Raw genomic sequence first — 13358 nt, 5'->3', positions numbered from 1 at the left:
GAGCCGCTGCCCGTGCCGCAGCGGGCGGGCGCGCTCCCGCCGGACACCGCGCCGGTGCGGGTCGGCGCGTTCCTGCTGTCCGCGCAGTTCCCCGGGCAGAGCCACCGCGAGGCGCTGGACCGCACCGTCCGGGCCGCCGTCGAGGCCGAACGCGCGGGCCTGGACAGCGTCTGGCTGGCCGAGCACCACTTCGTCCCGTACGGGGTCTGCCCCAACGCCGCCACGCTGGCCGCGCTGCTGCTCGGCCGCACCCGCCGGATCGGCGTCGGCACGGCGGTCAGCGTGCTCTCCACCGCCCACCCGGTGGCGCTCGGCGAGCAGGCCGCGCTGCTGCACCTCACCTCGGACGGGCGCTTCACGCTCGGGGTGGGCCGCGGCGGCCCCTGGATCGACCTGGACGTGTTCGGCGGCGGCGTGGGCGCCTTCGAGAACGGCTTCCCGGAGCGGCTGGACCTGCTGCTGCGCTGGCTGCGCGGCTCCCGGGTCGGCGCGGACGGCCCGCAGTTCGCCTTCCCCGAGGTGGCGGTGGTGCCGCGCGCCACCGAACCGGTGCGCCGGCCGGGACTGGGCAGCTGGCTCGGTCTCGGCGAGCGGTCCGGCCCGGTGCGCTTCCCGCGCCAGCGCCAGGACGTCGAGGGCGTCGATGAGGAACTCGACCCGTCCGGGCGGCCGGTGGCCGGCCCGCCGATGGTGGTCGCGTGCACCTCGCCGAGCGGGGTGCGGCTGGCCGCCGAACGCGGCCTGCCGATGCTGCTCGGCATGCACTCCGGCGACGACGACAAGCTGCGCATGCTGGAGCTGTACCGCACCGCCTGGCTGGCCGCCGGGCGCGGCGAGGAGCAGCTGCGCCGGGTGAACCGCCAACACGTCGCGGCCGGGGTGGCCCAGGTCGACGACCGCACCTCGGCGGCCCGCGCCACCCTGCTGAACGCCATGCCGGGCTGGTTCGAGTACGGGCTCGGCGCCCACCGCACCGTGGACGGCCGGGAGCGCAAGATGCGCGACCCGCGCGAGTACACCGAACTCCTCTGCGACCTGCACGCGGTGGGCACGCCGCGGCAGTGCGCCGACCGGCTGCTGGCCACCGCCGAGCGGACCGGCATCCGCCGCTTCGCGCTGCTCGCGGAGGGCAGCGGCGAGCGCGAGGCGACCCTGCACAACATCGCCCGGCTCGGCTCCGAGGTGCTGCCGCAGCTGGGGTGAGACCGGGGGTGGAGCGGCCGGGCCCGGTCCGGGCCGCCGCCCCTCCCCCCGCACCGGGGGACGGGGGCGGCCCGACGACCTTCCGGGCCGCTACGGCCCGGATCGGCGGTGCTGCCGGGTCAGCAGTCCCGCAGTTCCTCGGACTGGTTGAGCAGCTGCTCCCGGACCGAGGTGAAGCGTGCGTGCCGTGCCTCGTTGGCGTCCGACGGCAGGAAGACCGCCACCCGGTGACAGTTCTGGAAGGCCAGCCGCACCCCGAAGTGCCGCTGCAGGGCCCCCCGGATGGCGTCGCTGGCGAGGGCCCGCAGGAGCTGGCCGCGGGCCTGCTCGCTGGGCGGCGGTACCTGGTTGTCGGCGAAGTCGGTACCGTCGACCTTCGCCTGGGCGACCAGCGAGCTGATCAGGTCCCAGGCGTACGGCAGCGAGACGCGGACGCAGTCGACGAATTCCCGCTCGTCGACCTCGCCCCGCTCGGCCTTTTCCAGCAGGGCCGGTGAGACGTCGAGCGACATGGATTCTCCTCTCGCGGTCCACCCGCGCGGCGCCCGGGTGGTCGTGCGTAGTCCAAGCTCACAGTGAGGGTGGGCGGATCGCGCGTGGTGTCCGGAACGCCGTGGAACGGGCGTTTTTGACACCCTGCGAAGGCGGCGGCACCACGGGACGTGACGTCCCGGACACCGACCGCGCTCGGAACAGCGTGGCAGTCAACGGCGGGACGGGCCGGTCATTCCTGTGGATTGCTTTGGAAATACGCGGTGGTGCACCACATTGGCCGGATCCCGTCGGATCGTTCATCTGAAGTCTCCGTCCCCGTTGACAGCGATCCCGCACGCGTGCCGTCACGTACGGTAGCGACCCCAGGGGGTGGGCGCCAGACCGCGACGGGCGGTGCGCGGAATTGCCGAACCTCCATGTTCGCGGGGTTCCCGGTTTCTTCACCCGGTCGTCGTGGAATCGCATCAACTGGCCCCGGTGGGCTAGCGTGGTCGACCGTGCGTCTCGTAATTGCCCGCTGCTCAGTCGACTATGCCGGTCGGCTCTCCGCCCATCTGCCCTCCGCCACCAGGCTCATCCTGGTCAAGGCCGACGGCAGCGTCAGCATCCACGCCGACGACCGCGCCTACAAGCCGCTCAACTGGATGTCCCCGCCGTGCGCCCTCAAGGAGGCGGACGGGGTCTGGACGGTGGTGAACAAGGCCGGCGAGAAGCTCATCATCACGCTGGAGGAGGTGCTGCACGACTCCTCCCACGAACTCGGGGTGGACCCGGGCCTGATCAAGGACGGCGTCGAGGCGCACCTCCAGGAGCTGCTCGCGGACCGGATGGAGGTGCTCGGCGCCGGCTGGTCCCTGATCCGCCGCGAGTACCCCACCGCGATCGGCCCGGTCGACATCCTCTGCCGCGACTCGGACGGCACCACGGTGGCCGTCGAGATCAAGCGCCGCGGTGAGATCGACGGCGTCGAGCAACTCACCCGCTACCTCGAACTCCTCAACCGGGACCCGCTGTTGGCCCCGGTCAAGGGCATCTTCGCCGCCCAGGAGATCAAGCCCCAGGCCCGCGTGCTGGCCACCGACCGGGGCATCGGCTGCGTGGTGCTGGACTACGACGAGCTGCGCGGCATCGACGACGACAAGCTCAAGCTGTTCTGACCGGTCAGCTCGCGGGCGGCGAGGACGCCGTCGATGACGGACTGGGCGTCCCGGTCGCGGGGCCCGTCGTGGCGGGCGGCGGTGTGCTCGCGGTCGCCGAGGGCGACGTGGTCGACGGCTTCGACGGGGGCGGCGTGCTGGCGCCTCCGCCGGGCTGAGTGCCCCCGGAGTTGCCACCGCCGCCGCCGGCACCACCACTGCCACCGCTGCCGCCACCACTGCCGCCGCCCGGCGGCGGGCCGGACTGCTGGGCCGGCGGCTGCGACTGTCCCGGTACGGGCGGCTGCGACTGCTGCGACTGCTCGGTGGCCGCCGCGGTCTCGCTCGGCCCACGGCTCGGCTTCTTCGACGCACTCGGCGAGCGCGACGCGCCACCGCTCTGCGACGGCTCCGGGCTGGTCCCGTCCGCCGCCGGACCGCCGCCCGCGTCCGTCCCCGGCGTCCCCGTACCGGTGGCACCGGTACCGGCGGTCGGTCCGCTGGCGTGCGGCGACGGGAGCGGCCCGCCCTGCCCGCCGTCGGGGTCGTCGAGCCGGGTGTGCGGGTCGTTGCCCGGGTGCTGCTCCGGACCGGTGGCGCTCATCGCCACCGCCGTCCCGAGCGCCCCGAGCGCGAGGACGGCCGCCGACGCGGCGATCACCCGGCGCCTGGTCCCGGAGCGCAGGCTGGACGGCACCTTGGCTATCGCGCGGATGACGGGCCGCCGCACGGGCGCCGGCCCGGGGGTCGCGGCGGGCGCCAGCTGCCGCCCGTCGGCGCGCAGCAGGTCCAGCATCCGGCCGGCTGCCGCGACGCCGCGCTGCTCGCCGGCGGCGGACCGCAGGGTGAGCGCCGTCTCCAGCTCGGCCATCGCCCGGGACGGCTCCTGGACGCAGAACGCGTGCACGCCCGCCTCGTGGTGGAACCAGGCCTGGTCGGTGCCGGAGCCCGTCCTGCGGGCCGCCTCCAGCCCCAGGTGCAGGACCCGCTCCCAGGCGCCCCAGCGCAGTGCCAGCGCCAGCGCGGGCGCGGCCGCCCGGGCCAGGCGCACGACCGCGTCGTGCCGGCCGGCCTCCCGGTCCGCGACCAGCACGCCGACCACCACCTCCGCCTCGGCCGCGACCTGCGCCAGCGACACCGAGCTGTGCCCGACCCACCAGGCGAAGTGCTGGGCGGCGCCGTCCAGGCAGCCGCGGGCCGGCCAGTGCGGGGCGAGCAGGTCCAGCACCCCGGCGGTCAGCCGGTGGTGCCCGCCGATGGACACCGCCAGCCCGGCGTCGGCGAGTTCGGCGAGGGCGCTCTCGCCCTGGCCGACGTCGATCAGCGCGGGCAGGTGCGGCGCGGTGGGGCACTCGCCGCCGAGCGCGACGGCGAGCCTCAGGACGGCCTGGGCGGGCTCGCTCAGCCCCTCCGCGAGCCGGACGGCGGGTGCGGCGGTCTCGGCGACGGACGGCAGCGGGACGGTGCGGCGCAGCGCGTTCTCGCGGACGGCCGGGTCGGGGTCGTGGACGGGCTCCTCGACCGCGCCGAAGACCCCCATCCGGTCCTCCTCGGCGGCGACCAGCGCGTCCACCGCGACGTCCCGCTGGCGCAGCAGCGCGGCGGCCTGGACGAAGCGCAGCGGCAGTCCCTCGGACTCGAACCAGAGGTCGACCGCCCAGGCCTTCTCCTCGACGTCCAGCGGCCGACCGGCCTGGCGGGCGGCGAGGGCGAGGCAGGCGGAGCGGGAGAGCCCGGCGACCAGGTGGTCCTGCAAGCGGGAGCCGGGCGACAGCGCCGGGCTCCCGGGGGCGACGGAGATCAGGAAGGCGCAGCCGGGGGCGATGGCGAGCAGGCCCTCCAGCTCGGCGCCGGACTGCTCCGCGCCGTCGACGACCACGATCGCGCCGACCTCGGCGAGGTGCACGGCCAGCCGGCCCGGGTCGGGCCGGTAGCCGGGGGCGTGGTGGGTGGCCGCGAAGAGGTCCTGGAGCAGGTCGGCGGCGGTGCGGCGGTGCCCGCAGAGCTGGACGACGCCGCCGGGGGCGAGGTCGGCGGCGGCCTCGGCGACGGCCGACAGCAGCGCGCTGCGGCCCGAGCCGGCCTGGCCGACCAGGCGTATCGAGCGGCCCTCGGCGAGCAGGCCGAGGAGTTCGGCGACGTCGGCCTCGCGGTCGAGCAGCGGCAGGTCGGCGGGCCCGGCGCCGAGGGCGAGCGGGCCGACCGCGCGGCCGACGCCGCCGACCGGGCCCCGGGCGGGCTCGCTGCGCTCGATCCGGCGCGGGCGGGGCCGCCACTCCTCGGGGCAGGGCCTGACCTCGGAGCCGTCCGGGGCGCCGACGCCGACCAGCAGGGCGCCGGAGACGAGTTCGCCGCCTCGGGTGCGGGCGGCCTCCTGCCGGAACTCCCCGGTTGGCTGTGCCACGTTCTGCTCCGCATCCTGCTCGGCCGCCGGCGCCCCGCGCCGGTCGGGTGACGTCTCGGTCGCGGCCGCGCGCGGGCTGGGGGCAGCTGGCTGAGGCGGCCGTCATCTGACGGGCAGACTCTTGCACATCCGGGCCCGCCCGCGCAGGGGCGGCCCGGTCGGGGGCCGGGCGACGGCCGATCCGGGCCAGGTCGGAGCCGGACGAAGACCGGGCAGGGGACGAACGAAGGCAGGGAACGAACGAAGGCAGGGGACGAACGAGGGCCGGACCGGACAGCCCTAGAGGGCGATCCCCTGGGCCTCGGTGACGCCGTCGACGGCCAGGATGCGGTGCAGCTTGGTGGCCACCAGCAGCCGCTGGAGCTGGGCCGGGACGGAGCGCAGCACCAGCCGGCGGCCGATCCGGCCGGCCCTGCGGTGGGTGCCCATGATCACGCCGAGACCGGTGGCGTCCCAGAACTCCAGCCGGGCGAGGTCGAGCACGAGGTCACCGAGGCCGCCGTCCACGGCCTGGTGCAGCCGGGCACGCGCGTCGGCGGCGGTGCGCACGTCGAGGCGGCCTTCGATGGCCAGCGCCCTGTGGTCGCCGGTGATGCGCATGCTCTCCTCCTTCGCCTGACCGGTCCGGTACGGGGGTGGTCCGACCCGGCCGTGCCGGGGCGGGGGGTGGGGGTGTCCATCCGGGCGGGCCGTGGCCCCTCGCCCGGGTCCGGTCGCAGCCTCGTCGTGCTGGGCCGGGTCTCCCTCTTCTGACGGCAAACCAGCAGCGCAGGTTGCTGGTTCCGGCCAGATCTGAAGCAACTTCACTCGTCCGAGGGAATATACGCAGTCAGTCTCCACACCTACGCTCGATTACCGCCCAAATCACCCGTCTGCGGCACCTGGCGTGAGGAAACTCACCCACCCCCGGGCGGGCAGGCCGTACGGTGTTCGGCCGCACGGCCCGCCCGGTCTCCGGGCGTCGTCGTTCACCCGTTCCGGCGGGGGCTCACTTGCCCTCGTACGGGTAGAAGCCGCGGCCGCTCTTGCGGCCGAGGTCGCCGGCGGTGACCATGCGCGCCATGATCTCCGGGGCGGCGAACTTCTCGTCCTGGGTCTCCTCGTAGATGTTGCGGGCGGCGTGCAGCAGGATGTCCACGCCGGTCAGGTCGGCGGTCTCCAGCGGGCCCATCGGGTGGCCGAAGCCGAGGCGGCAGGCGGTGTCGATGTCCTCGGCGGTGGCGACGCCCGACTCGTACAGCTTGGCGGCCTCGACGACCAGTGCGGTGATCAGGCGGGTGGTGACGAAGCCGGCCACGTCCCGGTTGACCACCACGACGTCCTTGCCGACGCCCTCGGCGAAGGCGCGGGCGGCGGCCAGGGTCTCGTCGCTGGTCTTGTAGCCGCGGACCAGCTCGACCAGCTTCATCAGCGGCACCGGCGAGAAGAAGTGCACGCCGACGACCGACTCGGGGCGCCGGGTGGCGGCGGCGATCCGGGTGATCGGGATGGCGGAGGTGTTGGAGGCCAGCACCGCGCCGTCCTTGGCGAGCTTGTCGAGCTCCCGGAAGACGGCCTCCTTGACCTCGAACTGCTCGAACACGGCCTCGACCACGATGTCGGCCTCGGCGACGGCGCCCAGGTCGGTGGTGGTGGTGATCCGGCCCAGCGCGGCCTCGGCGTCCTCGGCGCTCAGCCGGCCCTTGGCGACGAACTTCGCGTAGGAGGCGCGGATGCCCGCGAGACCGCGCTGCAGGGCCTCCTCGGTGACGTCCCGCAGCACCACCGGGTGGCCGGCCTGCGCGGACACCTGGGCGATGCCGGCGCCCATCAGGCCGGCACCGATCACGGCGATCTGCTTGCTGGACGCATTGCTCATGGCTGGGTCTCCCGATGCCGTCGCCGCCCTGGGGCGGGCCCTGAAGGCGGCTCAGGGCAGGGGTCACCGCCGGAGAGCCGCGTCGCTCGTTGCCGGGACTCTAATGCCCAATCCGGCCCCGTGGTGTCAATCGGGAGTGTGATCTGCGCCCGACCTGGTCGGGCGACCCAGACCCGCCGTGACCAGCCGATCAGACCAGCCGATCGGACCATCTGACCGGGCCGGATGACCAGACCATCTGACGGTCGGACGGTCAGACACTCAGCCCGAGGTCCTGCGCCAGGATCGCCGCCTGCACCCGGTTGCGCAGCCGCAGCTTCGCCAGGATCCGGCTGACGTGCGTCTTGGTGGTCGCCTCCGCCATCTCCAGCCGGGCCGCGATCTCCCCGTTGGACAGCCCGGCCCCGATGCAGGCCAGCACCTCCCGCTCACGCGGGGTCAGTCCGGCCACCGCCTCCCTGGCTTCCGGCCCGACCGCCCGGTCCGGCCGGGCGAAGGCGCCGATCAGCCGCCTGGTCACCGAGGGCGCCAGCATGCCGTCCCCGCGCGCCACCGTCCGGACGCCCTCGACCAGGGTGTCCGCCTCCAGGTCCTTGAGCAGGAACCCGGCCGCGCCGGCCCGCAGCGCGCCGTAGACGTACTCGTCCAGGTCGAAGGTGGTCAGCACGAGCACCTGGCCGGCCCCGGCGGCGACCACCTGCCGGGTCGCCGAGACGCCGTCCAGCCGGGGCATCTGCACGTCCATCAGCACCACGTCGGGCCGCAGCTCCAGCGCCAGCCGGACGGCCTCCTCGCCGTCGGCGGCCTGCCCGACCACCTCGATGTCCGGCTCGGCCCGCAGGATCATCACCAGCGCCGCCCGTACCGCCGCCTGGTCCTCGGCGACCAGCACCCGGATCGTCATGCCCCTGCCTCGCTCTCCCGCCCGCGCGGCAGTACCGCGCGCACGCTCCAGTAGTCGTTCCGTGGCCCCGCCTCGAAGCTGCCGCCGAGCAGCCCGGCCCGCTCCGCCATGCCGACCAGCCCGGCCCGGGCACCGGGCAGTTCGCGGCCCGGGCCGTGCCGGTACGGGCTGTCGACGGCGATCCGCAGTTCCTCGGGGCCGAACTCCATCCGCACGCTGACCAGTCCGGGCCCGGCGTGCTTGAGCGCGTTGGTCAGCGACTCCTGGACGATCCGGTACGCGGCCAGCCGGACCGGCACCGGGACCTCCCCGCGCTCGCCCTGCTCGGCGAGTTCGAAGTCCAGCCCGACGTCCTGGCCGGCCGCCCGGGCTTTGGCCAGCAGGGCGTCCACGGCGGCCAGGTCGGGCGCCGCGTACGACTCGTCCGCCTCTCCCCCGCCGCTGTCGCGCAGCAGTCCGATCATGCGACGCATTTCGGCCAAACCCTGGACGCTGCTCTCCCGGATCACCGCCAGCACCTCCACCAGCGGGTCGTCCCCGGCCAGCCGACGGCGCCGGGCGACGGACTGCGCGCCGGTCGCGTGGATCGCGATCGCCGACAGGTGGTTGGCCACCACGTCGTGCAACTCCCGTGCCATCCTCGCGCGTTCGGCGACGACGGCCTCACGCCGGTCCATCTCCGAGAGCAGCGCGGTCTGTTCGGCCCGCAGCCGCTCGCTCACCGCCCGGTCGCGGTGCTTGCGGACCACGTCCCCGGTCCAGACCGGCGCCAGGTAGATCAGCACGGTGAGCACCACCACCGCCACCGCGTTCGAGGCGTCGCTGTAGATCAGCACCAGGGTGGACAGCACCAGCACCGAGCCCGTGCCGGTCAGGTGCAGGATCCGGGACATCCTCGGGGTGCCGTAGAGCACCGCCGCGTAGAGCAGGTCGGTGTACATCAGGCTGGTCGCCAGCAGGGCGCCGGTGAAGATGCTGTACCCGAAGGCGAGCCCGCCCAGCGTCGTGGTGAGCACCGGCCTGGTCCGGCGGAACAGCTCCAGCACCGCCATCACCAGCAGCGACGGCACCACCGCCCAGCGCGGGATCCGCGAGGAGTTGTCGTAGACCTGGAGCGCGATCAGCAGCGCTCCGCCGAGCAGACCGAGCAGGGCGATCCCCCGGTCCTCCTGACGCGGGGTGAGGGTCGGTCTCAGCACACCCCCATCTCACCATCCCCGGGCGCCGGGCGGCTCCCGTCCCCGGAGGAGCAGCCGTACATCGAAAGGTGCAGGCCGGGACGGCACCCGGCGACGACGACGCGGCCACGCCCGCGCGCCAGGCTGGAGGCACCGCCGACCGCCCGGGAGCACAACGTGATCGTCACCCTCATCGTCGCGGCCGAGATCTCCTTCTGGATCCTGCTCGGCCTCGGTCTCGCCGCCCGCTACCTGCTGCGGTGGCGCCGCACCAGCACCGCCCTGCTGGTCGGCCTGCCGGTGGTGGACCTCACCCTGTACGCGCTCACCGTGCTCGACCTGCGCGGCGGCGCCGCCGCGAGCTGGACGCACGCCCTCGCGGCGAGCTACGCGGGCTTCTCCATCGGGTACGGGCCCTCCCTGGTCCGCTGGGCCGACCGGCACTTCATGTACCGCTTCGCCGGCGGCCCCAAGCCGCCGCGCTCACCGAAGTACGGTGCGGAGCGGTCCCGGTACGAGTGGCAGATCTGCCGCCGCACGGTGGTCTCGGCCGTGATCACGCTGAGCCTGATCACCCTGCTGGTGCCGCTGTCGGGAGGCTCCGCGCACTTCGGCACCTTCCTCCAGTGGTACCTCAAGCTGGGCATCGCCGCCGTGGTCAACGTGGTCATCGCCGTCAGCTACACGCTCTGGCCCAAGCAGCCGCCGGCCGGCGAGCAGGACGCGCACGCCCCGATCGCCGAACAGCCCGTCGCCGGCGTCCCGGAGAAGCGGCTCTGAGGGGCTCGCCCTAGCGGTTCTCGCCCGGCACCCAGAGCACGTCGCCGCGCTCCTTGTTGGCCGCCCGGGCCAGGATGAACAGCAGGTCGGAGAGCCGGTTGAGGTACTTCGCGGTCAGCGGGTTGACGCTGTCCCCGTGCTCCGCGATCGCCGCCCAGGTGGCCCGCTCGGCCCGCCGCACCACCGTGCAGGCCAGGTGCAGGTAGGCCGCGCCGGGCGTGCCGCCGGGCAGGATGAAGCTGCGCAGCTTCTCCAACTGCTCCAGGTAGTGGTCGCAGTCCCCCTCCAGCCGGTCGATGTACGACGGCAGCACCCGCAGCGGCGGGTACTTCGGGTCCTCGACCACCGGCGTGGACAGGTCCGCGCCGACGTCGAACAGGTCGTTCTGGATCCGGACGAGCACCGTGACGATGTCCTCGGGCAGCGATCCGGCCGCGACGGCCACCCCGATCGCCGCGTTCGCCTCGTTGGTGTCGGCGTACGCCGCCAGGCGGGGATCGGTCTTGGTGGTCCGGCTCATGTCGCCGAGCGCGGTGGTGCCGTCGTCGCCGGTACGGGTGTAGATGCGCGTCAGATTCACCATGCGGCCAGCGTAGCCGGACGGGTTAGGCGGCGTTAACCCCGAGCGGGGATCAGCCCGGCGGCCGGGGGTGCCCCCACCCCGAGGGTCCGTCGCTACGCGACGTTGACCTCCCCCAGCCTCCGGCCGGGGGTACCCCCACCCCGAGGGTCCGTCGCTACGCGACGTTGACCCTCTGCCCGGGCGGGGCGGCCTCCAGCCAGGCGAGGAAGCCGGTGAGTGCGTCCTCGCTCATCGCCAGCTCCAGCGGCTCCCCGTTGTGCAGGCAGCGCAGCACCACCGAGCCGGAGAGCAGGGCGAGCTCCTCCTGGCCCTCCGGGTAGCGCCGGCCGAGCACCTCGATCTCCCGGCGCGGCAGCACCCTGCGCGGGCGCGGGGCGTACGAGAAGACCCGGAACCACTCGATCGAGTCACCGCTGTAGCGGCCGATACCAAAAACCCACCCCTTGCCGTCGGTCTGGGGGACCGGGGCCGAGGTGGGTTTGCCGTTCTCGTCGAGGTCGGGCTGCGTCGAGGCGTCGGCGGGCATTTTGAGTCGGTAACTGCAGTCGAACGTGCCGCCGACCCGCTGGATCAGGCGGCGTCGTACCGCGAACGCCACCAGGCCGATCACACCCAGCGCCACGACCGCCGCACACACCACAAGCGCGAGGACCATGCTCACCTACCTCCTCGCTACCCGCGTTCCCCGTATCGGTCGTATCAAGCGACCGCGTTGACCTACCAACTACGACGACAGTCCCGGGGTCACGCTCACGCGTCCCCGGGACCGTCGGTCGACCCCGCTGAACCGGGGTCTTGGCGCACTCAGACGTGGGCCTTGAGGCCGCGCGCCGCGAACAGGCGGACCTCGGCGCGCCGCTCGGCGTGCTCGTCCAGGCCCGACTTGGCCTGCTCCAGCGCGCGCTCGGCGCGGGCGACGTCGATCTCGTCCGCCAGCTCGGCGATCTCCGCGAGCAGAGACAGCTTGTTGTCGGCGAAGGAGATGAAGCCGCCGTGCACCGCGGCGATCACGGTGCCGCCGTCCGTCGTGCGGATGGTGACCGGACCGGTCTCCAGCACACTCAGCACCGGGGTGTGACCCGGCATGATGCCGGTGTCGCCGGAGGCCGTACGGGCGACGACGATGGTGGCCGCACCGGACCACACCTTGCGGTCGGCTGCGACCAGCTCGACGTGCAGCTCAGCCAACGTGGGCTCCTAGGCTCATGCAACCCCCGATTACTCGGGAGTTTCGGTAAGAATAACGGCCGCGCGCCCCCGGCATGAAACCGGCGGCACGGATTTGACCGGAATCACAGCCGATGCGACGCGAGGGGTGGTCCCGGGCTCGGGGCCACCCCTCACGGTCACTCAGCTGCTACCGGCCGCGATTACTTCTTCGCCAGCTCGGCGGCGTTCTTCTCGAGGTCCTCGATGCCACCGCACATGAAGAAGGCCTGCTCCGGGACGGAGTCGTACTTGCCGTCGGCGATCGAGTTGAAGGCCTCGATGGTCTCCGACAGCGGCACGGTCGAACCCTCGACACCGGTGAACTGCTTCGCCACGTAGGTGTTCTGCGAGAGGAAGCGCTCGATGCGACGGGCCCGGTGGACCGTGATCTTGTCCTCCTCCGACAGCTCGTCCATACCGAGGATGGCGATGATGTCCTGGAGGTCCTTGTACTTCTGCAGGATCCCCTTGATACGGAGGGCCGTGTCGTAGTGGGTCTGCGCGATGTACCGCGGGTCGAGGATGCGGGACGTGGAGTCCAGCGGGTCGACGGCCGGGTAGATGCCCTTCTCCGAGATCGGGCGCGACAGAACGGTCGTCGCGTCCAGGTGGGCGAAGGTGGTGGCCGGGGCCGGGTCGGTCAGGTCGTCCGCGGGGACGTAGATCGCCTGCATCGAGGTGATCGAGTGACCGCGGGTCGAGGTGATGCGCTCCTGGAGGAGGCCCATCTCGTCGGCCAGGTTCGGCTGGTAGCCCACCGCGGAGGGCATGCGGCCGAGCAGGGTCGACACCTCGGAACCGGCCTGGGTGAACCGGAAGATGTTGTCGATGAAGAGGAGCACGTCCTGCTTCTCGACGTCACGGAAGTACTCCGCCATGGTCAGCGCGGAGAGCGCGACGCGCAGACGGGTGCCCGGCGGCTCGTCCATCTGGCCGAAGACCAGCGCGGTCTTGTCCAGAACGCCCGAGTCGACCATCTCGTCGATGAGGTCGTTGCCCTCACGGGTGCGCTCGCCGACGCCGGCGAACACCGACACACCACCGAAGTTCTCGGCGACGCGGTAGATCATCTCCTGGATCAGAACGGTCTTGCCGACACCGGCACCACCGAACAGACCGATCTTGCCACCCTGGACGTACGGGGTGAGGAGGTCGATGACCTTGATGCCGGTCTCGAACATCTCGGTCTTGGACTCGAGGTCCTTGAACGCCGGCGCCTTGCGGTGGATCGGCCAGCGAACCTCGACCTGCTGGTCGAACTCCTTCTGGTCCACGTTCAGCACGTCGCCGAGGGCGTTGAAGACCTTGCCCTTGGTGATCTGGCCGACGGGCACCGAGATGGCGGCACCGGTGTCGGTGACCTGGGTGCCACGGACCAGACCGTCGGTCGGCTGCATCGAGATGCCGCGGACCATGCCGTCGCCCAGGTGCTGGGCGACCTCGAGGGTCAGGGTCTTCTTGCCCGAGCCGTCGGGGTTCTCCACCTCGACGTGCAGGGCGTTGAACATGTTCGGAATGGCGTCGACGGGGAACTCCACGTCGACGACCGGGCCGATGACCCGCGCGACGCGGCCCGTCGCCGTGGTCGGCTCAACAGTGGTGGTCATT

The 13358-nt window shown here is 73.0% G+C and carries 13 protein-coding genes; 3 read left to right on the top strand and 10 right to left on the bottom strand.

The window, feature by feature from the left end:
- The first annotated feature begins 54 nt into the window (after positions 1 to 54).
- Positions 55 to 1203 carry an LLM class flavin-dependent oxidoreductase gene (locus tag AB0R04_RS17225; protein ID WP_363372048.1) on the top strand — a complete coding sequence of 383 codons (1149 nt, stop codon included), beginning with the start codon at positions 55 to 57 and terminating at the stop codon, positions 1201 to 1203.
- 119 nt (positions 1204 to 1322) lie between these two features.
- Here AB0R04_RS17225 and AB0R04_RS17220 read toward each other — a convergent pair whose 3' ends face one another.
- Entirely contained in the window at positions 1323 to 1715 is a 393-nt protein-coding gene (locus AB0R04_RS17220; protein WP_063347790.1) for an SCO5389 family protein, read from the bottom strand.
- Between the two features lie 480 nt (positions 1716 to 2195).
- Here AB0R04_RS17220 and nucS point away from each other — a divergent pair, with 480 nt between their 5' ends.
- Positions 2196 to 2855, top strand: coding sequence for an endonuclease NucS (nucS, locus tag AB0R04_RS17215; RefSeq protein WP_063347791.1), 660 nt, complete (start codon positions 2196 to 2198; stop codon positions 2853 to 2855).
- A 4-nt stretch (positions 2856 to 2859) separates the two neighbouring features.
- Here the strand turns inward: nucS and AB0R04_RS17210 are convergent, their stop codons facing one another.
- The 5 genes from AB0R04_RS17210 to AB0R04_RS17190 all read right to left on the bottom strand — a co-directional run bounded on the left by AB0R04_RS17210 (position 2860) and on the right by AB0R04_RS17190 (position 9199).
- Positions 2860 to 5238: an ATP-binding protein gene (locus AB0R04_RS17210; RefSeq protein ID WP_363371915.1), complete on the bottom strand. Its 2379-nt coding sequence runs from the start codon at positions 5236 to 5238 to the stop codon at positions 2860 to 2862.
- Between the two features lie 279 nt (positions 5239 to 5517).
- Complete coding sequence (locus AB0R04_RS17205) at positions 5518 to 5838, bottom strand: STAS domain-containing protein (protein ID WP_063347793.1); 321 nt, start codon at positions 5836 to 5838, stop codon at positions 5518 to 5520.
- A gap of 388 nt (positions 5839 to 6226) precedes the next feature.
- Positions 6227 to 7096: a 3-hydroxyacyl-CoA dehydrogenase family protein gene (locus AB0R04_RS17200; protein ID WP_063347794.1), complete on the bottom strand. Its 870-nt coding sequence runs from the start codon at positions 7094 to 7096 to the stop codon at positions 6227 to 6229.
- A gap of 253 nt (positions 7097 to 7349) precedes the next feature.
- On the bottom strand, positions 7350 to 8000 hold the full coding sequence (locus AB0R04_RS17195; protein ID WP_363371911.1) for a response regulator transcription factor: 651 nt from the start codon (positions 7998 to 8000) through the stop codon (positions 7350 to 7352).
- The gene (locus tag AB0R04_RS17190) at positions 7997 to 9199 is read right to left on the bottom strand and encodes a histidine kinase (protein WP_363371909.1); all 1203 of its coding nucleotides are present in this window, start codon (positions 9197 to 9199) and stop codon (positions 7997 to 7999) included. Before AB0R04_RS17190 ends, AB0R04_RS17195 begins: the two co-directional genes overlap by 4 nt.
- Positions 9200 to 9355: 156 nt before the next feature.
- Between AB0R04_RS17190 and AB0R04_RS17185 the strand changes: the two genes are divergently transcribed.
- The gene (locus AB0R04_RS17185; RefSeq protein WP_363371907.1) at positions 9356 to 9958 is read left to right on the top strand and encodes a hypothetical protein; all 603 of its coding nucleotides are present in this window, start codon (positions 9356 to 9358) and stop codon (positions 9956 to 9958) included.
- Positions 9959 to 9968: 10 nt separating this feature from the next.
- Here the strand turns inward: AB0R04_RS17185 and AB0R04_RS17180 are convergent, their stop codons facing one another.
- The 4 genes from AB0R04_RS17180 to atpD form a co-directional block, all read right to left on the bottom strand.
- On the bottom strand, positions 9969 to 10541 hold the full coding sequence (locus AB0R04_RS17180) for a cob(I)yrinic acid a,c-diamide adenosyltransferase (RefSeq protein ID WP_063347797.1): 573 nt from the start codon (positions 10539 to 10541) through the stop codon (positions 9969 to 9971).
- A gap of 154 nt (positions 10542 to 10695) precedes the next feature.
- Positions 10696 to 11196, bottom strand: coding sequence for a DUF2550 domain-containing protein (locus AB0R04_RS17175; protein WP_063347798.1), 501 nt, complete (start codon positions 11194 to 11196; stop codon positions 10696 to 10698).
- Positions 11197 to 11345: 149 nt separating this feature from the next.
- Positions 11346 to 11729, bottom strand: coding sequence for a F0F1 ATP synthase subunit epsilon (locus AB0R04_RS17170; RefSeq protein ID WP_063347799.1), 384 nt, complete (start codon positions 11727 to 11729; stop codon positions 11346 to 11348).
- A 182-nt stretch (positions 11730 to 11911) separates the two neighbouring features.
- The gene (atpD, locus tag AB0R04_RS17165) at positions 11912 to 13357 is read right to left on the bottom strand and encodes a F0F1 ATP synthase subunit beta (RefSeq protein ID WP_363371902.1); all 1446 of its coding nucleotides are present in this window, start codon (positions 13355 to 13357) and stop codon (positions 11912 to 11914) included.
- Position 13358: the final 1 nt, after the last annotated feature.

Origin of the sequence: Kitasatospora sp. NPDC056731 (assembly GCF_040687675.1) — a bacterium.
In the GTDB taxonomy this organism is placed as follows: domain Bacteria; phylum Actinomycetota; class Actinomycetes; order Streptomycetales; family Streptomycetaceae; genus Kitasatospora.
This window is presented reverse-complemented; position numbering and strand designations above follow the sequence as displayed.